General features: G+C 62.0%; 17 protein-coding genes and 1 pseudogene. 9 read left to right on the plus strand and 9 right to left on the minus strand.

Features of this window, described 5'->3' with window-relative positions; genetic code table 11:
* Positions 1-94: 94 nt before the first annotated feature.
* The 4 genes from VF436_RS08815 to VF436_RS08830 all read right to left on the minus strand — a co-directional run bounded on the left by VF436_RS08815 (position 95) and on the right by VF436_RS08830 (position 2,945).
* A complete protein-coding gene (locus tag VF436_RS08815) occupies positions 95-955 on the minus strand; it encodes an NAD-dependent protein deacetylase (protein WP_330903639.1) in 861 nt (286 codons plus the stop codon).
* Positions 952-1,668: an HAD family hydrolase gene (locus VF436_RS08820; protein ID WP_330903640.1), complete on the minus strand. Its 717-nt coding sequence runs from the start codon at positions 1,666-1,668 to the stop codon at positions 952-954. Before VF436_RS08820 ends, VF436_RS08815 begins: the two co-directional genes overlap by 4 nt.
* Before the next feature lie 117 nt (positions 1,669-1,785).
* Positions 1,786-2,505 carry a pirin family protein gene (locus tag VF436_RS08825; RefSeq protein WP_330903641.1) on the minus strand — a complete coding sequence of 240 codons (720 nt, stop codon included), beginning with the start codon at positions 2,503-2,505 and terminating at the stop codon, positions 1,786-1,788.
* Between the two features lie 29 nt (positions 2,506-2,534).
* Positions 2,535-2,945 (minus strand): DoxX family protein, encoded by a 411-nt coding sequence (locus tag VF436_RS08830; RefSeq protein WP_330903642.1) that lies wholly within the window; start codon positions 2,943-2,945, stop codon positions 2,535-2,537.
* Positions 2,946-3,065: 120 nt separating this feature from the next.
* Between VF436_RS08830 and VF436_RS08835 the strand changes: the two genes are divergently transcribed.
* The gene (locus tag VF436_RS08835; protein ID WP_330903643.1) at positions 3,066-3,959 is read left to right on the plus strand and encodes a LysR family transcriptional regulator; all 894 of its coding nucleotides are present in this window, start codon (positions 3,066-3,068) and stop codon (positions 3,957-3,959) included.
* A 203-nt stretch (positions 3,960-4,162) separates the two neighbouring features.
* On the opposite strand, the gene VF436_RS08840 is transcribed toward VF436_RS08835, so the two are convergent.
* Positions 4,163-4,333, minus strand: coding sequence for a hypothetical protein (locus VF436_RS08840; protein WP_330903644.1), 171 nt, complete (start codon positions 4,331-4,333; stop codon positions 4,163-4,165).
* 52 nt (positions 4,334-4,385) lie between these two features.
* Between VF436_RS08840 and VF436_RS08845 the strand changes: the two genes are divergently transcribed.
* From VF436_RS08845 to VF436_RS08855, 3 genes are all read left to right on the plus strand, one after another.
* A complete protein-coding gene (locus tag VF436_RS08845; RefSeq protein WP_330903645.1) occupies positions 4,386-6,782 on the plus strand; it encodes a GH92 family glycosyl hydrolase in 2,397 nt (798 codons plus the stop codon).
* A gap of 89 nt (positions 6,783-6,871) precedes the next feature.
* Positions 6,872-10,282 carry a GH92 family glycosyl hydrolase gene (locus VF436_RS08850; protein WP_330903646.1) on the plus strand — a complete coding sequence of 1,137 codons (3,411 nt, stop codon included), beginning with the start codon at positions 6,872-6,874 and terminating at the stop codon, positions 10,280-10,282.
* Positions 10,283-10,460: 178 nt separating this feature from the next.
* Positions 10,461-13,289 (plus strand): TonB-dependent receptor plug domain-containing protein, encoded by a 2,829-nt coding sequence (locus tag VF436_RS08855; RefSeq protein ID WP_330903647.1) that lies wholly within the window; start codon positions 10,461-10,463, stop codon positions 13,287-13,289.
* Positions 13,290-13,342: 53 nt separating this feature from the next.
* On the opposite strand, the gene VF436_RS08860 is transcribed toward VF436_RS08855, so the two are convergent.
* Positions 13,343-14,137 (minus strand): hypothetical protein, encoded by a 795-nt coding sequence (locus VF436_RS08860; protein ID WP_330903648.1) that lies wholly within the window; start codon positions 14,135-14,137, stop codon positions 13,343-13,345.
* A 156-nt stretch (positions 14,138-14,293) separates the two neighbouring features.
* On the opposite strand from VF436_RS08860, the gene VF436_RS08865 reads away from it, so the two are divergent.
* Complete coding sequence (locus VF436_RS08865) at positions 14,294-15,895, plus strand: choline dehydrogenase (protein WP_330903649.1); 1,602 nt, start codon at positions 14,294-14,296, stop codon at positions 15,893-15,895.
* 179 nt (positions 15,896-16,074) lie between these two features.
* On the opposite strand, the gene VF436_RS08870 is transcribed toward VF436_RS08865, so the two are convergent.
* On the minus strand, positions 16,075-16,500 hold the full coding sequence (locus tag VF436_RS08870) for an organic hydroperoxide resistance protein (RefSeq protein ID WP_330903650.1): 426 nt from the start codon (positions 16,498-16,500) through the stop codon (positions 16,075-16,077).
* A gap of 62 nt (positions 16,501-16,562) precedes the next feature.
* Positions 16,563-17,027 (minus strand): MarR family transcriptional regulator, encoded by a 465-nt coding sequence (locus VF436_RS08875; RefSeq protein WP_330903651.1) that lies wholly within the window; start codon positions 17,025-17,027, stop codon positions 16,563-16,565.
* 260 nt (positions 17,028-17,287) lie between these two features.
* Here VF436_RS08875 and VF436_RS08880 point away from each other — a divergent pair, with 260 nt between their 5' ends.
* On the plus strand, positions 17,288-17,683 hold the full coding sequence (locus tag VF436_RS08880) for a hypothetical protein (protein WP_330903652.1): 396 nt from the start codon (positions 17,288-17,290) through the stop codon (positions 17,681-17,683).
* Here the strand turns inward: VF436_RS08880 and VF436_RS08885 are convergent.
* Positions 17,680-18,858 carry a citrate/2-methylcitrate synthase gene (locus VF436_RS08885; protein WP_330903653.1) on the minus strand — a complete coding sequence of 393 codons (1,179 nt, stop codon included), beginning with the start codon at positions 18,856-18,858 and terminating at the stop codon, positions 17,680-17,682. The two genes, VF436_RS08880 and VF436_RS08885, sit on opposite strands and share 4 nt — an antisense overlap.
* 46 nt (positions 18,859-18,904) lie before the next feature.
* Between VF436_RS08885 and VF436_RS08890 the strand changes: the two genes are divergently transcribed.
* From VF436_RS08890 to VF436_RS08900, 3 genes and pseudogenes are all read left to right on the plus strand, one after another.
* Positions 18,905-20,299 carry a CoA transferase gene (locus VF436_RS08890; RefSeq protein WP_330903654.1) on the plus strand — a complete coding sequence of 465 codons (1,395 nt, stop codon included), beginning with the start codon at positions 18,905-18,907 and terminating at the stop codon, positions 20,297-20,299.
* A 71-nt stretch (positions 20,300-20,370) separates the two neighbouring features.
* On the plus strand, positions 20,371-22,512 hold the full coding sequence (gene fusA, locus VF436_RS08895) for an elongation factor G (RefSeq protein ID WP_330903655.1): 2,142 nt from the start codon (positions 20,371-20,373) through the stop codon (positions 22,510-22,512).
* A gap of 133 nt (positions 22,513-22,645) precedes the next feature.
* Positions 22,646-23,284, plus strand: a pseudogene (locus VF436_RS08900) (glucose-6-phosphate dehydrogenase); the annotation flags it as partial.

Genomic DNA, 23,284 nt, shown 5'->3' on the forward strand with positions numbered 1-23,284 from the left:
CGCAGACAGATTGGGGCTCTGAGTCTCCACGCTGCGGCCAGGTTGCCACTTGCATCGCGACCCATGTCGCCCATGCGGAAACAAATTCGTACCGTCAGCGCAACAGAAATCGCAACGCAGCTGCGCAGGGTTGATCGATCTTCATGCTGAGCAGGGGATCGGCCCGTGTGCGGCCAAGGTTGAGCGCGGCGATCGGTTTACCCGCACGTGATGCCGCGTACGCGAAGCGGTAGCCGGAATACACCATCAGCGACGAGCCGACGACCAGCATGGCATCGGCTTCCTGCACGGCCTGCATGCCGGCATCGACGCGTTCGCGCGGCACGTTTTCGCCGAAGAACACGACGTCCGGCTTCAGCACGCCACCGCAATGCGGACAAGGCGGTATCTGGAAGGTGGAAAAATCCAGGCCGTCCAGGTCCGCATCGCCATCGGGCGCATCCGTGGCATCGACCTCGATCCATGCGGGATTGTCGCGTTCCAGGGCCTCCTGGAAAAGTGTGCGTGTGCTACGTGTTTCGCACTGCATGCAGCGCACCAGATCCAGGCGCCCGTGCAAGTCCACGACGTGTTCGCTGCCGGCGGCTTGATGAAGGCGATCCACGTTCTGCGTCACCAGCAGTTGCAAGCGGCCTTGTTGCTCCAGGACGGCAAGCGCGCGATGGGTATCGTTGGGCGCGGCGCGACCGAAGCGCCGCCAGCCGACCAGGCTGCGCGCCCAATAACGCTGGCGTGTGGCTGCTTCGCCCATGAAGGCTTGATAGGTGACTGGGGGCGGTCGTTTCCAGCCGCCGTCGGTGTCGCGGTAATCGGGGATGCCCGAATCGGTGCTGCACCCGGCGCCCGTGAGTACGAACAGCCGCCGATGTCGGTCGATGAATTCGGCCAGTCGCGCGCGATCCCGTTCCAGGTCGCCTGCCAGGATGCCGCTGGCGGTAGCCAGTGCATCGGTCATGCGATGGTCCGGCGATCGAGTTCGTCCAGTGCCGCACGGATGCCGTCGGCGCCGTCCACGCGCATCATGCGCGGCGATTCACCGGAAAAATCGGTGTCGACCTCGTGTGCCCAGGTGACGTGGTAAGGCATGTAGATGCCCCAGCCGCCCAGCGTGACCACCGGTGCGATATCCGAGCGCAGCGAATTGCCCACCATGGCGAAGCGCTCCATCGGCACGCCACACTCGTCGAGCACGCGGCGATAGGCGCGCTCGTCTTTCTCTGAAACGATCTCGATGCGCTGGAACAGGTCAGCCAGTCCGCAACTGGACACCTTCTGTTCCTGATGGAACAGGTCGCCCTTGGTGATCAGTACCACCCGGTATTTTTCCGCCACCGACATGACCGCCTCGCGGATACCTGGCAGCAGGTCGACCGGATGGGCCAGTACGTCCTTGCCGATGGCAATGATGCGATGCAGGTCGGTGGCGCTGATGCGTGAGTCGGTGGCATCGATGGCCGCTTCGAGCATCGACAAGGTCATGCCCTTGGCGCCGTAGCCGAACAACCTGATGTTGCGCCGTTCGGTTTCCAGCAGCCGTTCGTGCAGGCGCAGATTATCCAGATCGATGTATTGCCCGACGATGCGTTCGAATTGGGCGTGTGCATCCTGGTAATAGCCTTCGCTATGCCAGAGCGTATCGTCGCCATCGAAACCGACCAGTTCGATCATGGGAGAAGTCTTTGGGAGGGATGGGGGCCCAGTATAAAAGGGGATGGCGCCGGGAGTTTTCAAGCTCCACGGCGCCAGGGCGCGTCTCGGGTCAGGCACGGGACGGTTGGCCGGATGTCACAGCTGCGGCCATTCATTAGGTCGCAGGTCGAACACCAGCACTTCGGCGTGATCGCCATCGCTCAGGCGTAGCGTGTCCGCCTGGCGAATGCGCGCACCATCGCCCTCATGCAGCCGTTCACCGTTGACGCTCACGCTGCCGCGGGCCACTTGCACGTAGGCATGCCGTTGCTTGGGCAGGGCCAGTTCGGCTGTTTCACCCTGGTCGAACAATCCCGCATACACGCGGGCATCCTGGCGAATTTCCAGCGAATCATCCGCGCCATCCGGCGATATGATCAGGCGAAGGCGTCCGCGCTTCTCCGCGTCGCTGAAATGGCGCTGCTGGTAGCGTGGCTTGGCGTTCTGTTCGGCTGGCAACAACCAGATTTGCAGGAAGTGCACGCTCTCGTTCGGTGAATGGTTGAACTCGCTGTGCGTGACGCCGCTGCCAGCGCTCATCAACTGCACATCACCGGGGCGGATGACCGAGCCTGTGCCCATGCTGTCCTTGTGCTCAAGTGCGCCTTCGAGCACGTAGGAGAAGATTTCCATGTCGCGATGCGGATGTTGACCAAAACCCTGTCCAGCAGCGACACGGTCGTCATTGATGACGCGCAGGTCCGAGAAGCCGATTTGTTCGGGGTTGTAGTAATGGCCGAACGAAAAGCTGTGATGGGAATGGAGCCAGCCATGATTGGCCAGGCCGCGAGCGTTTGCCTTGAGGATGTCGAGCATGATGTTCTCCGGATCTGAAAGGGTTTGAATCAGGCAATGGCGGAGCGGCGGCTGCGCAACGCATCCAGGCTCCAGGCGCCGGCACCCCATGCGGTGATTTCCAGCAGGCCGCCGGTGATGGCGAAGTTCTTCAGAAAGTGCACCTGCTGGTTGGCGTCGCCCAGATGGGCGTGGAAGGCAAAGGCCGTAGCAAGCGTGAACAGGGCCATCAAGCCGGCTACCAGCCGGGTGCGATAGCCGACCAGGAGTAGCGCGCCCAATCCCACCTCGACGGCAACCGCCACCAGGTAGGCAAGATCGGGCAACGGCAGCCCGGCAGACACGATGTATGCCTTGGTGGCGGCCGGGGCGGCGAGCTTGCTCAGGCCACTGATCAGGAACAGGGCGGAAAGCAGAGCGCGGCCAAGAATGGGGAGGGCGGGGTGGCGTTCGATATTCATGGTCATTCCTTCAGTAGCGCACCGGCTTGGTCGGCGTATCGTTGAAGTGAATGCTAATGTCGCCAATGTGGCAGATAAATCGCTTAGTATGCGCCTTACTGTCGCTTTGAGGTTGACAATGTGAGCCAACTGGAAGACATGCGCTTGTTCGTGGATGTGATCGATGCAGGCAGTTTCACCGGGGCAGCGGAGAAGGTCGGACTCTCCAAGCAATACCTGAGTAAACGCATCATGGCGTTGGAGAGCCGCTTGGGTGTACGCCTATTGACGCGCAGCACGCGTCACCTGCGCTTGACCGACCTGGGACGGGCCTATGAAGAGCAGGCGCGCGGCATTTTGCAGGATGTCGACGGGCTGGAGCAGCGGATTTCCGGAAGCAATCGCACGCCACGTGGGCGCCTGCGTGTCACCGCGCCGATGTCATTCGGCACGATGCACCTCAGTCCGGTGTTGCCCAAGTTCCTGCTCGCTTATCCGCAAGTGTCGCTGGAACTGGATCTCAACGACCGCACCGTAGACCTGATCGGCGAAGGCTATGACCTGGCGATACGTATCGGCAGCCTGCCTGATTCATCCCTGGTTGCCCGGGTGATCGCGCCATCGGAGATCGTGACGTGTTGCAGTCCAGATTATCTGGCGCGGCGGGGCGCTCCGCAGACACCCGCGCAGCTTGGCGATCATGCCTGCCTGCTGTATGGCCATGGCCGCCACGTGGAGTGGCAATTCGGTGGCGTGGCACCTTGCCGTGTCCCGGTCATTGGATGCCTGCGCGCCAACAATGGCGAACTGGTGCGGGATGCGGCGATCGGTGGCCTGGGTATCGCCTACCTGCCGATGTTCATTGCTGGCGAGGCGATCGAGGCGGGGAAGCTCGTGACCATCCTGGATGACTACCGCCCGGTGGGAGCGGCCATCCATGCGGTTTACCCGCAACATCGGCAGGCGTCGCTGCTGTTGCAGATCTTCGTGGACTTCCTGCGCGGCGTCTTCGCGGCACCGAACCGGGCGCTTTGAAACGAACGCTTGCCATGCCGCATTGCAGCAGCGTTTGGGGGCATAGCAGTCTAAATTAAATCGATGTAGAGTCGGCGTTACAAACCCGCTGACAATCTTGGGTCAGCCGGCTTTTCCAGCTCCACCACACGCTCCCCGGGGAATCCAACGCTCGAAAAATTGCCTTGCCCTATCAGTCTGTATGAAATTTAGATCGATCTAAATCACTTGCGGGATGATGTCGTCCAGTCGATAGCGGCTCCGGCGATCATCAGGCAAGTGAAGGCTCCTTGGAGCTGGTTGGTGATTTCCACGTCCACCTTGTCGAGGACATGCGGATGGCAGCAGAGATGGTTTGCAGTTTCGAGACGCTCCCGATGGCGGCGCTTTGCCATGCCAGCGGCCTGTCATGTCTTCACTCCCCCTTGTGTTGAGCGACCTACACCTATGTCCGGTTCTACTTCGTTGAAGTCCCTGTTCCTGTTTGCAAGCGTTTCGTTAGCGATGGCTGGCAGTGCCTGGGCGCAAGACGCCGCCTCGCCGGCCGATGCGGTCAATCCGCTCATCGGCAGTACCAATGGCGGCGATACGTTCCCCGGTGCGGTCCTGCCGTTGGGCATGCTGCAATGGAGCCCGGAGAACACGCGCGGCAAGCACACCCATGCCGCCTCGCCGAGCGGCTATGAATACAAGTTCACGCGCATTCGCGGCTTCAGCCTGACTCATCTTTCAGGCGCCGGTTGCGCGGGTGCGAGTGGTGATGTGCCCTTCATGCCGGTCACGCAGGCCGTGACGTCGTCACCGTCGATCGATGCCAAGGACGCCACGTACGCCACCGATTTCACGCATCAGAACGAGACGGCCAAGGCCGGTGACTATCGCGTCACGCTTGCCGACGGCGTACAGGTGGAACTGGGCGCGGCCTTGCGCAGCGGCATGGCCCGCTTCACGTATCCGGCCGGCAAACCGGCCAACCTGCTGATTCGCAATTCCGATTCGGAAGTGGGATCGAGCGATGCGGATGTGCAGGTGGACAAGGCCAGCCATACCATCACCGGCTCGGTGACCAGCGGCAATTTCTGCGGTTACCTTGCCAAGGCCGACCAGCGCAGCTATTACACGCTGTACTACGTGGCGCAGTTCGACCAGCCCTTCACCGAGACCGGTGCCTGGGAAAACGATCAGGTGAAAAAGGGTGCCAGCACGGCCAAGGGCGGTACCGGCTACGGCGACAAGGGTTTTCCGGAACCGGGGAAGGGGTCGGGCGTGTGGGTCGGCTTCGATCCGACGAAGGGACCGGTTACGGTCCGCGTTGGCATTTCCTACGTGAGCCTGGATAACGCCAAGGCCAATCTTGCTGCGGAAATTCCGCAGGGTACGACCTTGGCGCAGGTGCACGAGTCGGCGCGCAAGGCCTGGAACGATGCGCTGGGACGCATCTCCATCGATGGCGGCACCGCCGACCAGCGCAGCACCTTCTATACCGCGCTCTATCACGTGCTGATGCATCCGAACGTCTACAGCGACGTCAATGGCCAGTATCGCGGTTTCGACCAGCAGACCCACCAGGTGGATGGCTCGCAGAAGATCCAGTACGCGAACTTCTCCGGCTGGGACATCTATCGTTCGCACCTGCAACTGTTGACCTGGTTGTTTCCCAAGGAGGGCAGTGACATTGCCCAGTCGCTGTACAACCAGGCCAAACAGAATGATGGCGAGTGGGATCGCTGGACGCATAACAGCGGTGGCACGCATGTCATGAGCGGCGATCCGGCCGTGCCCGCGCTGGCTGATATCTGGGCATTTGGCGGACGCGATTTTGACCTGAAGGGTTCATACGCCTCGTTGGTGAAGGCGGCCACGGTACCCACGGCACATGACAGCTCCGACGATGGCTGCAATGTCGAGTGCGTGGGCCAGCGTCCCTCCCTGGATCAGTGGTTGAAGCTGCACTACATCGCCACGCAGTCGCATGCCTGGGGTGGTGCCGCCGAGACACTCGAAGACGTCACGGCCGATTTCGCGCTGTCCCAACTGGCGGTCTACAGCGGCGACAAGGCCGGTGAAAAGCAGTTCCTGGCGCGTGCCGGTTACTGGCGCAACATCTTCAATCCCAAGGCTGCGCCCGAAGGCGGCTATATCCAGAATCGCAACGCCGATGGCAGTTGGCCGGCCTTCAAGCCGGAAACCGACGATGGTTTCGTCGAAGCCAGCGCGGCGGTGTATCTGTGGATGATTCCGTTCGACGTCCACGGCTTGTTCCAGCAGTTGGGCGGTTATCCCAAGGCCTCGGCACGCCTGGATCGCTTCTTCCATGACGACAACGGCAAATGGGCCTTGACCAAGGCCGGTCCACTGCATTCGGAGCTCGATAACGAGCCGTCGGTTGCCGCGCCGTGGCTCTACGATTTTGCCGGCCAGCCGTACAAGACGCAGGAGTCGGTGCGCATCGTGGTGAACACGCTGTGGAAGAACACGCCCGATGGCATTCCCGGCAATGACGACCTGGGCGAAATGTCTTCCTGGTACGTGTGGTCGGCCCTGGGCTTCTATCCGGAAATTCCCGGGCGCGCGGAGCTGGTGCTGGGCAGTCCCTTGTTTACGCGCGCGGTGGTGCACCACCCGGGCGGTGACCTGACCATCGATGCGCCCAAGGCCGGTGCCGATACGCCGTTCGTGCATACGCTCACGCTTGATGGCAAGCCGCACCACAAGCCCTGGCTGCCGACCAGCGTAGTCGATCACGGTGGTCATCTGGAATTCGGTTTGCAGGACAAGGCCGATACGGCCTGGGGCAGCAGCCTGAAGGATGTGCCGCCGTCGTTCTCGCCGCCGCATGCCTGATGCGGCGACGAGACATTATTTTGCGAAAAATTTGAATCGATTGAAGACCCGCCGCCCATAGCGGCGGGGTATCTGGAGAGTAAAGACGCATGGGCAAGCATGGTTCGTTTCGCCGCGCAGTAACGGCAAGGATGCAGGTACGCGGAAAGGCACTTTGCGCGGGTATCGCGCTGGCGTTATCGGCAGCCATGCCGGTGCTTGCGCACGAGGCCAATCATGCAGGTGTGGCGTTCTTCAGTTCCCTGGAGGCGCATCAGCCGAGCCTTGCCGGTGAAGCGGCCGAAGGTCTTCGCGTATCGGTTGTCGATGGCCCGTCAAAGGAGGAAGTCCTCACCTCCAAGCCCGGCGCCGGATTCACCGGCACGCATGCGTTGCGCTATGACGGTGATGCCGTGACCACGCAGGGTGCAAGACGCGTGGTCGTGTTCAAGCCTTCCTCGGTGAAGATCGATGCGGGCATGCATCTTTCCTACATGCTGCTGCCGGTCATGCAGAAGGACGACAGCACCGCTCCCGCCCAGCATGTGGCCATCGATCTGCTGTTCAACGATGGCTCGCGACTGTCGTCGCTGGCGGCTACCGACCAGTACCGCACGGCGGCGACGGCAACGGCGCAGGGTGAGGCGCGCCTGTGGCATGGCAATCAATGGAACCGGGTCGATATCGATGTCGGTCGCGTCGCCAATGGCCGGAAACTGGCCGCGATTGAACTTGTGACCGATGCGCCTGCCGGTAGCGAGGCTTTCCATGGTTATATCGATGACATCCGCCTGGGCGCATCGATAGCGCCGGGCGATGCGCTTGCACCGCACGAATACGTCGATACGCGACGTGGCTCGTTCGCGAACGGGCATTTTTCGCGCGGCAACAATTTTCCAGCCGTGACCGTACCGCACGGCTTCAATTTCTGGACCGTCACCACGGCCGCCGGATCGGACTGGATCTACCAGTATCAGGAACGCAACGACCAGGATAATCGCCCGCGTATTCAGGCGTTCTCGCTCAGCCACGAGCCGAGCCCTTGGATGGGCGATCGCCAGACCTTTCAGGTGATGCCCGCGATGGCTGGCAGCGGGGCGCCCGAACTGGATCGCGCCAAGCGCGCCATGAGCTTCTCGCACGATAACGAAATTGCCCGTGCCGATCTCTACCAGGTGAAATTCGACAATGGCCTGGTAGCCCGCATGACGCCGACCGATCACGCGGCGATGATGCAGTTCACCTTCACGGGCAAGCGTTCGCAACTGGTTTTCGACAACCGCAACGACAAGGGCGGCATCGAGCTTGATCCGCAGCGTGGCGTGATCAGCGGCTACTCGGACGTGGCCAGCCAGTTGTCCACCGGTGCGACGCGGCTGTTCTTCTATGCGGTGTTCGATCAGCCGGTGACCGAGAGCGGGCGTATCACCGGACAGGGGCGCGACCATGTCGCCGCGTGGTATGGCTTCGATACGCACAAGTCACGCACGGTGACTATGCGCATGGCTACCTCGCTGATCAGCGTCGATCAGGCGCGGCATAACCTTGAGCTGGAATTGCCGCAAGGCGTGACGTTCGAGAGCGTGCAGACTGCCGCCGCCGCCAACTGGGATGGCCTGCTGCGCACGGTGGAGATTCCGGGCGCCGATGGTCGCGACAAGACCGTGCTGTATTCCAATCTCTATCGCCTGTTCATGTATCCAAACGAGGCGTTTGAGAATGTCGGTAGTCCGGCGACGCCCGACTATCGTTACGCCAGCCCGTTCTCCTCGCATGAGGGCGATGACACGCCCACGCACACCGGTGCTCGCGTGCTTTCGGGCAAGCCCTATGTCAACAACGGCCTGTGGGACACCTATCGCACGGCGTGGCCGGCCTATACCTTGCTCACGCCGCACGACGCCGGCGAGATGATCGATGGCTTCGTGCAGCAGTATCGCGACGGCGGCTGGATCGCGCGCTGGTCTTCGCCCGGTTACGCGGACCTGATGGTGGGTACCAGCGCGGACGTGGCGTTCGCCGATGCCTGGAGCAAGGGCATCAGCAACTTCGATGTCCTGTCGTTCTACAAGGCCGCGCTCAAGGACGCGACGGTGGTGAGCGACGTTCGTGGCGCCGGACGCAAGGGCGTGGAACGTTCGATCTTCAACGGCTATACCGACAACGGTACCGACGAGGGCCTGTCGTGGTCGATGGCCGGCTATCTCAACGATTTTGGTATTGCCGAACTGGCGCAGAACCTGGCCGATCATCCGGTTCCGGGCGATACCTATGCCTCCTACGCCGACGATGCGCGCTACCTGCGCAATCGCGCACGCAACTATGTGCGCCTGTTCAACAAGGAAGCCGGATTCTTCATCGGCCGCAAGCCGGATGGGCAGTGGCGTATCGATGCGAAGGACTTCGATCCCTATGCCTGGGGCGGTGACTACACCGAGACCAACGCCTGGAACATGGCCTTCGATGGCGGCGTGCAGGATGGCCAGGGCTTGGCCAACCTCTATGGCGGCCTGGATGGCCTGGCCAGCAAGCTCGATGCCTTCTTCGGTGCGCCAACGTATTTCCATGTAGGCGAATACGGTGGTGTGATCCACGAGATGCTTGAGGCGCGCGATGTGCGCATGGGTCAATACGGCCATAGCAACCAGCCTTCGCACCATATCCTGTACATGTACGACGTGGCGGGCCAGCCATGGAAGACCCAGGACAAGGTACGTGATGCGCTGACCCGGCTTTATATCGGCAGCGACATCGGCCAGGGCTATCCCGGTGATGAAGACAATGGCGAGATGTCGGGCTGGTGGCTGTTCAGCGCGGCGGGCTTCTATCCGTTGCGCGCCGGCACGTCTACCTACGCGATTGGCGCGCCTTATTTTCCGCATATGGTGATTCGCTCCACGTCCGGCAGCATCATTACCATCGATGCGCCCGCCGTGTCGGACAAGAACCGTTACATCCAGGGTGTCACGCTCAACGGCAAGCCGTACGACAAGACCTGGATCGCCCAGCAGGATCTGGACAACGCGCACCTGGTGTTCGACATGGGGCCGTCGCCATCGCATTGGGGGACAGGTCCGGATGCGCGCCTGCCATCGCTGACGCAAGGTAACGACACGCCGTCGCCCATGAGCGACCTGGCTGACCAGGCGGGCGCGCAGGTTTCCATCGATGGGGATGCAACAGCCGCCAAGGCTATCAGCGACAACACCTCCGACACCGAGGCAACGCTGGGCGAGATTCCGGTGCGGCTACGCCTGCCTTCGGCGCAGGCGGTGCAGATGTACACCCTCACGTCATCGGCCAAGTCGGGCAACGATCCGGCGAGCTGGGAGGTGCTTGGTTCCAATGATGGCAAGCGCTGGACACTGCTCGATCGACGTCACGACGAACAGTTTGCCTGGCGTCGCCAGACGCGTGCGTTCGGCATCGCGCATCCGGGCAAATATCGCTACTACCGTTGGCGCGCCCTGGGGACGGGCGACGTGACGGTGGCGGAAATGGAATGGCTGGGTAACCCGTAAAGGGGCCGGCAAGGGGAACTTCAAGGAGCAATAGGCCGCAGGGGAGCGCGGGATGGCAAGGCCGCAGGGGCTTGATGTTGCCATCCCGGCTTGTGGCCGCAGAGGGAGGTAGGTGGTTCGTGACAGAGCCGTCGCTATGACGGCCATTTAGACACGTTATTGGGGAGCACCGCGCTTTATGAAACCGAAGATCGCTTACGCGTTTGCAACGACGCTGCTGGCCATGTCCATTGGCCAAGCGTTGGCGGCCGATACACCGCCGACACAACCAGGCAGCAATCCGTCACAAGCTACCACACAGGACAGCACGCAGGACGCTGCGCAGGACAAGGCTGCCAAGACCGATGAAAAGGACGTCAAGAAACTCGATGCCGTTCAGGTGACCGGCTCACTGATTCCGCGAGCTCAGATCGAAGGCCCTTCGCCGCAGACCACCATCACGGCCAAGGACATCGATCGCCAGGGTTTTGCCGACACGTTCGAAGCCCTGCGTGCCTTGCCCGTGGCCAATGGCTCGGTGCAGGACCCGCAGTTCACCGGAGGCTTCACCCCCGGCGCCAAGACCATCAGCCTGTTCGGCCTGAGTCCGAACTTCACGCTGACCTTGCTGAACGGGCGCCCGATGGCCAGCTACCCGCTGGCGTACAACGGCAACAACAACATTACCGATATCGCCAACATTCCTGTCGGCCTGATCGATCACATCGACGTGCTGACCGGCGGCCAATCGTCGATCTATGGCTCCTCGGCGATCGCCGGCGTGGTCAATATCGTGATGAAGGATCACGTCGATGGCACGCATGTCGCATTGCGCGTAGGCGACTACACCAGCGGTGGCGGCCTGAGCAAGCGATTGCAGGTGAGCTCCGGGCATACCTGGGGTGATTTCGACATCAGCGGCGGTATCCAGGTCTCCAAGGAAGATCCGGTCTGGGCCTACCAGCGCAGCTATATCGATTCGTACAACGATGACCCGACCAAGCCGGGCGTGCCGTCACGTACCTTCCTGCGCATGGCTGCCGGCGACAACGCCCATTACATCGATCCGGGCGCCGCAACCTGTGCCCCGTTGAGCTATTTGTATCGCGACAGCACGGCGTATTCCTATCGTGCCGGCTCCACCCTGGGTTACTACTGCGGTAGCCCCAACAACGTCGCGCAGGCCAGCCTCAGCAACCAGAGCACGGAAGTCAACGGCCTGCTCAACATGCACTACCACGTCAATGACAGCATGGAGCTGTATTCGGAATTGCTGTACAGCTTCAGCAATCCGACGTATTCCGGTGGCAGCCCGTTCTGGAACAATACGTTCTACAACCAGACCAGTGGCCAGTACGAAGAATGGCAGCGCATCTATGCTCCGGAAGAAGTGGGGACCGATGCGACCTTCCAGCACGTCTACACGCGTACGTACAACGCAACCTTTGGCGTGAAGGGACAGATCGGTTCATCGAGCTGGAATTACGACGGTTACTACAACCGCTCGCAATCCAACGTGATCCGCAACTCCAAGGACTTCCTGGCCAACAACGGCATCGACCAGTATTACCTCGGTCCGCAGCTGGGCACCGATGCGAATGGTTATGCCATCTACGCGCCGAATCTTGATCGCCTGTATCAACCGATCACGCGTGGCCTGTATGACCAGTTCACCGCGACCGATCGTGCCACGTCGGTATCATGGACCCAGAACGAGACCATTACCGCCAACACGCCCAGCCTGTTCACGCTGCCGGCTGGCGACGTGGGCTTCGCCGTGATCGCGCAGACGGGTAACGAGCGCATCGACAATCACTCGGCCAGTCCGCTGGCTGCGGAGGGTTATTTCCGTGGTGTCGGTGGTTCCACGGTGGCAGCGGGCAAGCGCAGTTCCTATGCGGTCGGCGCGGAAATGCGCGTGCCGGTGCTGGACAAGCTGACGGTGGATCTGTCCAGTCGTTTCGATCGCTACAAGTACGGCGGCCAGACGCCGGGCAAGGGCACGTACAAGCTGGGTATCGAATATCGTCCCTTCGACACGCTGCTGTTGCGTGGCAGCTATGCGACGGCGTTCCGTGCTCCGGACATGTTCTACCTGTTCTCCTCGCATTCGAGCGGTTACACCACCAACACCGACTACTACCTTTGCCGCAAGGCGGGTTACAACTCGTCCACGTACGACAACTGTCCGCAGTCCGGCCTGAGCACGCTGGGCGTGTCCGAGGGCAACACGGGCCTGAAGGACATCACGGCCAAGTCGCTGACCTATGGTTTTGTCTGGTCCACGCCGGACAACTCACTGAGCTGGTCGGTGGACTACAACGCCATTCGTATCTCCAACGAAGTGGTGACTCTGGGTTCGGATGAAATCCTCAACCAGGAAGCCAACTGCCGCCTGGGTACGTCCGAGAACGGCCAGACGCCGTACGACATCAATTCACCGACCTGTCAGCAGGTCATCGGTGAGGTCAAGCGCAATTCCGAGACGGCGCCGATCAACCCGGGTGCGATCAACGAGGTCGATACCTATCCGATCAACGTCGCCAACGAATACCAGTCTGGTATCCAGTCGTCACTGAACTACCACTTCAAGGCAGGTGCGGCTGGCGACTTCCTGTTTGGCCTGGACTACTACGACGAGCTCAAGCACACCTACACCGAGAAGGCAGGCGATCAGTCGATCAACTACCTGTGCTGCGCGAACTCCGATGAGTTCAAGAGCCGCGTGACCGGGACGGTGACCTGGAACGTCGCGGACTGGAGCACGACCATCTTCGGTATTCGCAATGGCCGGTCCTGGAACTCGATCGGCACGGCCAAGAACATCGGGCCGTGGATCACCTTCAACGGCAGCGTGAACTACAAGATCACGCCGAAGGCATCGATCTCGCTGGTGATCAACAACATTGCCAACAAGAAGCCGCCGCGCGACAACACCAACGGCAACTGGCCCTACTTCGACGAGGGCGATTACAGCGCGCTGGGTCGTGCTGTGTACCTGGAGGTGGGTTACAACTTCGGCAACTGATCGCCAAAGGTTCGCGACAAACCAGACGTGCCGCCCTTGAGCGGCACGTTTTTTTATGGGTGTGAAGGTTCGAAGCGCAAACTCATCAGGCTTTGTTGGGCGTCTTCATCCAGGTCGCCCACGCCTGGTGTATCGGCGACTACGGCGTGGGTGCCATCGCCGATCACGGCCCAGTAGCACTCGCCGCCAGCGTGATAACCGGCCTCATCGGAAACGCCGCAGGTGACGGTTGCATCCATGCCCTTCCAGGCCGGTCCGTCGAACTGCCGCACAGGCTGTGGTACGCCAGGGCCATAGGAAGTCACCCACTGGCCTTCGTCGTTTCGTTGGAATCCGGCCTGCTTTTCGGCGACATTTTCGAGCGTGCCTCGCTGGATCTCGAAGGCGATGAAATAGCTGTCGCCCCGCATGCCATGGCCGACGATCTTGACGCACCGCTCCCGGCCTTCGCCGCAAGGCCGTACCTGACGATTGGCCAGGTACTGAAAGCGAATACCCAGTGCCGGATCGCGATAGGTTTTCCAACCAGCCTTGGGAACCTGCGCCAGTGTCTGCATGCGCGCGTCATAGCTCGCCGCCAGGCAGGGACTGTTCTGGCACAAGTTGCGTTGCTTGAGCCAGGTTCGCTGGGAACGGATCAGCCCGGCCTGGTCGGCCGTCCTATTCATGGCCTGCGCATAGGAAGCCGCCATCTGGGCATCCAGCGCCGTGAGCTGGTGGTCGTTGCAGACAAGATGCTCGACCGGGCTTGCGGCTTTTTCGCAATCGATGCTGCCAGCGTGGGCAGCCAGGGGGGCGCAGGCCAATGCCAGCGCAGCCCACCCATGGAGATAACGCGCGCGCTTCATGAAGGGTTTCCTGTCCTTGAGTTCGTAAGAGTCAAGGTAGCGGCAGGACATGGCCCTGATATGGCGCCGGAAGGGCATTTCGTTGCGCTGCAAATTTCCAAGGGAGGTCGTCGCGCGCATCATCGGTGTCGAGGGCGTTGATGTTAAGGAAGGGGCATGGTCTACGACTACGTGATCGTGGGAGGCGGCTCGGCGGGCTGTGTACTGGCCGCCCGTCTGAGCGAATCGGGTACTCGTCGGGTGTTGTTGCTGGAGGCCGGTCCACGCGACTGGCACCCGCTGATCCATATGCCGATCGGGCTGGCCAAGCTGGTCGGTCATCCCAGTGGCTTGCGCAAGCTGTATGGCGGCCAATGGTTTGGCTGGAACTATTTTACCGAGCCGCAGGCTCAGTTGGGAGGTCGGCGCCTGTGGTGGCCGCGTGGACGGACCTTGGGCGGTTCGAGCGCCATCAACGCCATGTGCTACATCCGTGGCGTGCCGACCGACTATGACGGCTGGGCCGATGCGACCGGTGACGCGCGCTGGTCGTGGGACCAGGTGCTGCCATGGTTTCGCCATTCGGAAAGCAATACCCGTGGCGCCTGTCCATGGCACGGTGCCGATGGCCCTCTGGGCGTGGACGATCTGCGCTACCACCATCGGTTATCCGATCTGTTTGTCGAGGCCGGCGTGCAGGCAGGCTTTCCGCGCAATGTGGATTTCAACGGCGCCCGGCAGGAAGGGTTCGGGTTGTATCAGGTGACCCAGCGCGATGCGCGGCGATGTTCGGCGGCCGTGGCTTACCTGCGGCCAGCGATACGGCGAGCCAATCTCACGGTACGCACGGGCGCGCACATCGCCCGCGTGTTGATCGATGGCGTACGCGCGACGGGTGTCGAACTCCTCGATGGGCAGAAGATCCAGGCGCACCAGGTCATCCTCAGTGCCGGTGCCCTCAACAGCCCGCAGTTGTTGATGCTTTCCGGTATCGGCGATGCCGGTGCACTGAAGACCCATGGCATCGCCGTGCGGGCGCATCTACCGGGCGTGGGCAAAAACCTGCAAGACCACCTGGACGTCTGCACCGTGACCGGAACCACTTGGCCGAAGACCTACGACCATCTCAATCAGCCCGCCGTCGCCTTGCGCTACCTGTTGCGTCGCGATGGGCCAGGAACCAGTAACGCGGCCGAGGGTGGTGGCTTCGTGCGCAGCCGGTACGCCGAGGATGATCGCTGCGACGTGCAGTTCCATTTCATTCCCGCGCAACTGGAGGACCATGGCAACCGCGAATTGCCAGGCAGGGGCTATACGCTGCACGCCTGCTATCTGCATCCACGCAGTCGTGGACGCGTCGCGCTGGCATCGCCTGATCCACGCCAACCAGTTCGCATCGAGGCCAATTACCTGGGCGATGAGGAAGGGCACGATCTCAAGCTGATGATCGAGGTGGCGCGATTGTCGAAGGACATCCTGGGGCAGGCGGCGCTGGCGCCGTACCGAGGCGCGCCCAAGCAGCCGGATCGCCCGTTGCACACAGATGCCGAATACGAGGCGTTCGTCCGTGCTCGCGCCGAAACCATCTATCACCCGGTCGGCACATGCCGCATGGGCAATGACGAGGCTGCTGTGGTGGATAGCGAGCTGCGTGTCCATGGCATCGAGGGCCTGCGCGTGGTCGACGCTTCCGTCATGCCGCGCCTGATCAGCGGCAATACCAACGCGCCGACGATCATGATTGCCGAGCGGGCTGCCGCGTTGTTGCTTGAACAGTAGGGAGGGGGAGGGATGAGGGGCGAGTAGCAAGGGCGTGAACATCACTGCCCGCCCACAGCATCACACATACGGCGCGCAGCATCACAGGTAATCACCAGCATAAGAGCCCGCGTCTCGCTACTCATCCCTCGTTCCTCGCTGTGCCCCTGGTCGATCGGGCGACCAGGGGCACAGGTCTATCAGACGATCGTCAGCTTGACGTCGATGTTGCCGCGCGTGGCGTTGGAGTAAGGGCACACCACGTGAGCCTTCTCCACCAGCGCTTCGGCTTCTTCGCGGGGCATGCCCGGGATCGAGATGACCAGTTCCACTTCGATGCCGAAGCCGGTCGGAATCGGGCCGATGCCGACGTTGCCGGTGATGCTGGTGTCAGCAGGCAGCACCTTCTTTTGCTGGCCGGCGACGAAGCGCATGGCGCCGATGAAGCATGCCGAGTAACCGGCGGCGAACAACTGCTCGGGGTTGGTACCCGTCGCACCGTTGCCACCCAGCTCCTTGGGCGTGGTCAGCTGGATATCCAGCACGCCATCGGAAGAAACGGCGCGGCCATCGCGACCACCGGTGGCCTTGGCCTGGGCGCGGTACAGAACGTTCTGGATGCTCATGGTGTGTCTCCTTGGTTTTATAGCTTGCTATTTTATAGCGCGCTATTTAGTTGGTCGAAAAATCAGTCGGTCTGGGACAGCGTGTTGCGAAGGTTCTGGAGGTCGGCCTTGAGTCGCAACGCCTCCTCGGGGGAGCACTGCATCGCGCAGACCACCCCGTATTGCACATCGGCCGCCTGGGCACGTAGCTTGCGACCCGCATCGGTCAGGCTGATGACCACTTGCCGCTCATCTTCCCGGGAGCGCTGGCGCAGCACGAGGCCCGAGGTTTCCAGGCGCTTGAGCAGGGGAGTCAGCGTGGCCGAATCAAGATGGAGACGCTCGCCGATCTCCGACACGCTCATGCCCGGAGTTTCCCACAGGGTAAGCATGACCAGGTACTGCGGGTAGGTCAGGTTCAGCGGTTGCAGCAGCTTGCGATACAGCTTGTTCATGGCCAGCCCTGCCGAGTAAAGCGCAAAGCACAACTGGCTATCGAGCGTAGGCTCGGGCAAGTCGGCTTTGTTGATGGCGGGGTGGGAGTTCATGGGCTGGTAATTTACATCGTGCACTATTGAATTGCGAGCGATTTTTCTTGATGGATTCAGGTTTTGTTTATTTTTGATGAGGCCGCTCGCCTTGCGGTTCGCTGTGAGGCAGGCGACTTCGTCGCCTGTCACGGGTCAGGTGCAAGCGCCTTGAGGCATGTGTACCGCGCACTTCGCGCCCTCACCCCTCGCCCCTCACTCAACCTCTTTCCCATCCTGCCGATAACCCGACCATTAAGGGACTAAGCCACGGGAACGTCATGATCATGCAGGCCAAGATGGAAGATCACTCCACGATGTCGGGTGGTCTTGGGGGAGGGCGTAGCGGAGTTACCGCGTATGCCAGCGCGGGGGCGCGACAACCGGGGTCGTTGGCGTTGGTGTCTACCGTAAGCCAGGGGGGCGCGGTGGTCGATGCGTTGCTCGAATGGGTCGAACGGCTGGAGCGACAGCTGCAGCGTGAGCAGCAGGAGTTGAAGGCCGCTTCGGCGCAACAACGATCCGATATCCCGGCGACCCTGGCCCGCAAGGCGTCTGCTCAAGCGGCGGTTTCGACCACCTTGGGGCAGTTGCAAGAGGTCATGGGCAGGCTTGCCGAAACGCTGAACCAGATAGGCGACAGTGCATCGGGCAGCCTCCTCGACACCTCGGCCTAAGTGACTATGGGCGGACCCGAGTAAGCGGCCCGAGGGCGTATCAAGGCGCCGCTTTCGATCTGCTCCAGGTAGTGGGCGATCCAGCCGACGCTGCGCGCGAGCGTGAAGATGATCATAGGGGCCTGGGCGTCGAGCGCGAAACTTTCCGCCAGCGCGGCCAGGGCGAAATCGATATTGGGTTTCTCGCCGCTGCGTTGCTCCAGCGCCGCTTGGAGTTGCGCGACGTGGGGCGGCACCTGCCATTGGGCCAGCAGGGCACTCGCGCGTGGGTCGCCTTGCGGATAAAGCGGATGGCCAAAGGCGGGGAAGCTGCCGGGCGTCCCGATCGGCATGTCGGCGACCTGGCCAAGGTCCTGGCTGCGGGCGCGACGAATGGCAGCCCAGGCATGAAGGCTGGCAGCGCCATGCGCGGGGCCGCTGAGCGTACTCAGGCCGGCCAGCAAGGCCGCCTGCATCGAAGCGCCGGTGGATGCGGCAATACGCGTGGCGAAGGTGGATGCATTGAGCTCGTGGTCGGTCAGCAGCACCAAGGCCTGGCGAAACAGGTCGGCCGCCTGCGGAGCGTTCCATGCCTCAGCCATGCGCAGATGCAGGGGATATTCGGTGGAGCGGCTCGGGCCGAGCAGGGCATGCGCCAGGCGTGTGACCAGGTGTTGCGCCTGTTCGATCAGCTCGGCGCGCAGGGGCGCATGCGTACCTATCGGGATATCCGAGGCCAGGGCCAGCATGGCGCGGGCCAGTGGCGATGCCGCTTCGGGTGTGCTGGACATGGCGCCGAAGTGAGCCACGGGGGTTTCCCATAGCCACTGCGCGGTGGATTCCAGCGTGGCATTCCGGGCCCATTTCACGGCGTCGATGCCGCGGTAATAAAGGCGTCCTTCAACAACGGCGGAGAGGCTGGAGCGCAGCACGGGAGCGCCCCAGTCGATGGCGTCGGCAGCGATGGTGGCGGCCGAGTGGCGTCCTGCGCGGCGCCTGGCAAGGCGCTCCACGTCAGCGCGGTGATACAGGCTGCGGCGCGGATCATGCGGATCGGCCTGCACCCGGATGCGTCCGCGACTTGCATAGGCGTAGAGCGTCTGCGGCAACACGTGCAGCCGATCCAGCGCTTGCGTGGCTGATAGCCAGTGATGGGTTTCCACGGGTTGATCGATTCGATCAAGATTGACGCGCACTTTAGAGCTCCCAAACTTACACGGCAACGTCATTGGGAGTTCGAACATGCATGCCATCAGTCAAGCCATGAGTGCCCAGGCCTGGGATGCGTTGGGCGGCGAGGTATCGTCACTGGCGGCGCTGTCGTTCCAATCGGAGGGGCAGTTGCCATCGGCATTTCATGTGACCGACATGGCGGCCGCTGCTATCGGTGTTGCCGGGCTGGCGTTGCGCGAATGGGTTTGCCTGCACGGCGAGGATGCGGGTGCGGTTTGTGTGGATCGACGACTGGCTTCCATGTGGTTCCACGCCTCGTTGCGCCCCCTAGGCTGGGTATTGCCCGAGCCCTGGGATGTCATGGCCGGCGATTATCGGGCTCGTGATGGCTGGATTCGCTTGCATACCAATGCGGCGGCGCATCGGGCTGCTGCATTGCGTGTGCTGGGGCCGTGCACGGATCGCGCGACGGTAGAGGCTGCCGTAGCGAGGTGGTATGCCGATACGCTTGAAGAAGCGGTCATCGGGGAGGGCGGTTGTGCGGCCACGATGCGTGGCATCGAGGACTGGCGCGTGCACCCGCAAGGGCAGACCTTGCTTGCCGAGCCTCTGGTCGAACAGGGGCTCACTCCGGCTGGGTCGGACGCGTGGCCGCCATTCGTGCCTGGGCGGCCATTGGCCGGTATTCGCGTGCTGGACTTGACACGCGTATTGGCAGGTCCTGTAGCCACGCGTTACCTGGCTGGCTGGGGCGCCGATGTATTGCGGATCGACCCGCTTGCATGGGAGGAGCCGGCGCTCGTGCCGGAACTGACACCGGGCAAGCGCTGTGCGTATCTGGACTTACGTGATGCCACAGGTCGGGCGCTCTTCGAGTCGTTGTTGCGAACTTGCGACGTACTGGTTCATGGCTACCGGCCAGGAGCGCTCGATCGGCTGGGCTACGATGCGCCGGCACGCCAGCAACTGCGCCCCGGACTGGTGGATGTCTCCCTTGATGCCTACGGCTGGACCGGACCCTGGGCAGGGCGACGCGGGTTCGACAGCCTGGTGCAGATGAGTTCTGGCATCGCTCAGGCGGGAATGGCCCGGGCAGGGGCCTCCAATCCCCGGCCCTTGCCAGTGCAGGCGTTGGACCAGGCGACTGGTTACCTGATGGCGGCTGCCGCACTACGCGGGTTGAGTGCGCGCTATCGGCATGGCACGGGCACGATGGCACGGTTGTCGCTGGCGCGCACGGCGTGGTGGCTGATTGGGGCTGGCAGCCAGAACGATTTCGGCCCGTTAATGCCCGAAGACGAACTCGACTGCGGGCCGAATGCGGAAGAAACGGCCTGGGGCCCGGCTCTACGGCTGCGTTCCCCGCTCGAGGTGGGAGGCCGTGGCCTAGCCTTCGCCTCGCCCGCGGTAGCATTGCGGTCCTCGCCGGCTCATTGGAGCGCTTCATCCGGCGCTGCCCGTTAAATAACTCACCATTGGCAAGAGATTGCGCGTATAATTAGCGGTTTGACATCGTCCATTCGGAGCCGGCCACCATGGCACGCCAGAAACCGCTTAAGCTTTATCGCAACATCGGCATCATCGCGCACATCGACGCCGGCAAGACCACCACCACCGAACGCGTGCTGTACTACACCGGCAAGAAGCACCAGATCGTCGACGTGCACGACACGAAGGACGGCAAGGGCTCCACGACGACCGATTACATGGAGCAGGAGCGTAAGCGCGGTATCACCATTCAATCGGCCGCCGTGTCGACCGAGTGGAAGGGTCACCAGATCAACGTGATCGACACGCCCGGACACGTGGACTTCACCATCGAGGTGAATCGTTCGCTGCGCGTGCTCGACGGCGCGGTCGTAGTGTTCGACGGCGTTGCCGGCGTGGAGCCGCAGACGGAAACCAACTGGCGCCTGGCCGACCAGTACAAGGTGCCGCGCATGTGCTACGTCAACAAGATGGATCGCATCGGCGCCAACTTCAAGCATTGCGTGGACGGCATCAAGAACCGTCTTGGCGCGAAGGTCGTGCTATGCCAGGTTCCGCTGGGCAGCCATGACGAGTTCATCGGCATGGTCGACCTGATCGCCGGTCAGGGCTACATCTGGCTGGGCGACGACAAGGACAGCAAGTGGGAGACCATCCCGCTCGACCAGGTCGCCGATCATGCGAAGGTCAAGGCCTTCCAGGCCGCCGGTGACCGCGAATGGGTCAGCAAGCTGGCCGAGTTGCGCGAGGAGTCCATCGAGACCGCCGTGGAGCAGGATGAGGCTGCGATGGATGCCTATCTTGGCGAAGGCACCGTGCCATCGCTGGAGGACCTGAAGTCGTTCATCCGCAAGGGTTGCGTCAAGGGCGACCTCGTGCCGGTGTTCTGCGGTTCCTCGTATCGCAACAAGGGCGTGCAGCAGTTGCTGGATGGCGTCATCGACTACATGCCGTTCCCGGGTGAGAACGGTGGTATCTCGATGGTGGACGAGGACGGCAACATCACCGGTGAGCAGGAAGTGACCGACGACGCGCCCGTGCGCGCGCTGGCCTTCAAGGTGATCAACGACCAGTTCGGTACGCTGACCTTCACCCGCATCTACTCGGGCGTGATCAAGAAAGGCGACACCCTGCAGAACGTCACGCGCGGCAAGAAGGAGCGCATCGGCCGTATCGTGGAAGTGCAGGCCAATGCCACCAAGGAAATCGACGAAGTGCGCGCTGGCGACATCTGCGCCTTCGTGTCGCTGAAGGAAACCGAGACCGGTGACTCGCTGACTGATCCGGCGCATCCGGTGCTGCTGGAGCGCATGCGCTTCCCCGATCCGGTGATCAGCGTGGCCGTGGAGCCGAAGAGCCGCAACGACGTGGACAAGATGTCCACCGCGCTCTACAAAATGGTCAAGGCCGATCCGTCGTTGCAGATGGAAGTGGACAAGGAAACCGGACAGACCGTGCTTAAGGGCATGGGCGAACTGCATCTGGAAATCACCATCGACCGTATGCGCACCGAGCTGGGCGTCGAAGCCAACATGGGCAAGCCCAAGGTCAGCTTCCGCGAAGCGTTCGGCCAGGCGGTGGAACACGTCTACACCCACAAGAAGCAGTCGGGTGGTTCGGGTCAGTTCGCCGAAGTGAAGATCATCTTCGAGCCGGGTGAGCCGGGTTCGGGCGTGGTGTTCTCCGACGAAGTGGTCGGTGGCCGCGTGCCGCGCGAGTACATCCCGGCTGTCGAACACGCCATCAAGGTGGAGTCGCGCCAGGGTCAGATCGCCGGTTACGAAGTGCTCGACTTCAAGGCTCGCCTGGTTGACGGCAAGTTCCACGACGTGGACTCCTCGGCCCTGGCCTTCGAAATCGCCGCGCGCGCCTGCTTCCGTGAAGCGCAGAAGATGTCCAAGCCCAAGCTGCTCGAGCCGGTGATGAAGCTCGAAGTGGTGACCGAGCCCGATTACCTCGGTGACGTGATCGGTGACATCAACCGTCGCCGTGGTTCGATCAGCGAGCAGGGTCAGCGCGGTCCGTCGGCTTTCGTGCAGGGCAATGTGCCGCTCGCCGAAATGTTTGGCTACATCAACTTCCTGCGTTCGGCCACCAGTGGTCGCGGCAACTTCACCATGGAGTTCGATCGCTACCAGGAAGTGCCGGCCAACATGGTCGCCACGCTGATGGAGAAGGAAGCGAAGTAAGCTTCGGCGTATTTCGTTCCCGAAGAAAAGCCGGCCTCGTGCCGGCTTTTCTTTTGCGCCTACGGTCATTCACGTTCTTCTTCTTTCTGGTCATGCATCCTGCATCGGTTTAAAATCGACAGAGCTTCGATGCATGAATGAGACTTCGAAAAACCCTGCGACGAATGCCTCCGCGTCGGCCGCGCCGCGCAAGGTCGCGCCGTCGGCAGCGATGGTGATCTTCGGCGCCCATGGTGACCTGACCAAGCGACTGGTCGCTCCCGCGCTGTATCACCTGTGTCGCGCTGGCAAGCTGTCGGAGCATTTCGTCCTGGTGGGCGTGGATCGCGGCGATGGTGATGCCAAGGCATGGACCCAGGGGCTCAAGGAATTCCTTGCCTCGACGTTGAGCGACAAGGACAGCATTGACGATGCGATCTGGGATCGCCTCACGGCACATGCCGCCTATATGAAAGGTGACATCACCCAGTCGGATACCTACGAGCAACTGGGCAAGTTGCTGGGCGACCTGGACAAGCAGCACCAGCTCGATGGCAACGTGCTTTTCTACCTGGCGGTCGGCGATCGCTTCTTCGGGCCGGTGATCGATGCACTGGCCGCCGCGGGTTTGACAAAGCATGATGGCCATCACTGGCGCCGCGTGATCGTGGAGAAGCCGTTTGGTCATGACCTGGGCTCGGCGCATGCGTTGAACGAACGCATCCTCAAGGTGCTGGACGAGTCCCAGGTGTTTCGCATGGATCACTTCCTGGGCAAGGAAACCGTGCAGAAC

Source organism: Dyella sp., from assembly GCF_036384435.1.
Taxonomy (GTDB): domain Bacteria; phylum Pseudomonadota; class Gammaproteobacteria; order Xanthomonadales; family Rhodanobacteraceae; genus GSA-30.

Bases quoted from the DNA above. Each gene is read 5' to 3' on its own strand.
- VF436_RS08845 (WP_330903645.1), top strand. From the start codon at position 4,386: ATGTCCGGTTCTACTTCGTTGAAGTCCCTGTTCCTGTTTGCAAGCGTT.
- VF436_RS08830 (WP_330903642.1), bottom strand. From the start codon at position 2,945: ATGAATATCGAACGCCACCCCGCCCTCCCCATTCTTGGCCGCGCTCTG.
- VF436_RS08860 (WP_330903648.1), bottom strand. From the start codon at position 14,137: ATGAAGCGCGCGCGTTATCTCCATGGGTGGGCTGCGCTGGCATTGGCC.
- VF436_RS08850 (WP_330903646.1), top strand. From the start codon at position 6,872: ATGGGCAAGCATGGTTCGTTTCGCCGCGCAGTAACGGCAAGGATGCAG.
- VF436_RS08825 (WP_330903641.1), bottom strand. From the start codon at position 2,505: ATGCTCGACATCCTCAAGGCAAACGCTCGCGGCCTGGCCAATCATGGC.
- VF436_RS08870 (WP_330903650.1), bottom strand. From the start codon at position 16,500: ATGAGCATCCAGAACGTTCTGTACCGCGCCCAGGCCAAGGCCACCGGT.
- VF436_RS08880 (WP_330903652.1), top strand. From the start codon at position 17,288: ATGATCATGCAGGCCAAGATGGAAGATCACTCCACGATGTCGGGTGGT.
- VF436_RS08855 (WP_330903647.1), top strand. From the start codon at position 10,461: ATGAAACCGAAGATCGCTTACGCGTTTGCAACGACGCTGCTGGCCATG.
- VF436_RS08840 (WP_330903644.1), bottom strand. From the start codon at position 4,333: ATGGCAAAGCGCCGCCATCGGGAGCGTCTCGAAACTGCAAACCATCTC.
- VF436_RS08865 (WP_330903649.1), top strand. From the start codon at position 14,294: ATGGTCTACGACTACGTGATCGTGGGAGGCGGCTCGGCGGGCTGTGTA.
- VF436_RS08875 (WP_330903651.1), bottom strand. From the start codon at position 17,027: ATGAACTCCCACCCCGCCATCAACAAAGCCGACTTGCCCGAGCCTACG.
- VF436_RS08890 (WP_330903654.1), top strand. From the start codon at position 18,905: ATGCATGCCATCAGTCAAGCCATGAGTGCCCAGGCCTGGGATGCGTTG.
- fusA (WP_330903655.1), top strand. From the start codon at position 20,371: ATGGCACGCCAGAAACCGCTTAAGCTTTATCGCAACATCGGCATCATC.
- VF436_RS08820 (WP_330903640.1), bottom strand. From the start codon at position 1,668: ATGATCGAACTGGTCGGTTTCGATGGCGACGATACGCTCTGGCATAGC.
- VF436_RS08815 (WP_330903639.1), bottom strand. From the start codon at position 955: ATGACCGATGCACTGGCTACCGCCAGCGGCATCCTGGCAGGCGACCTG.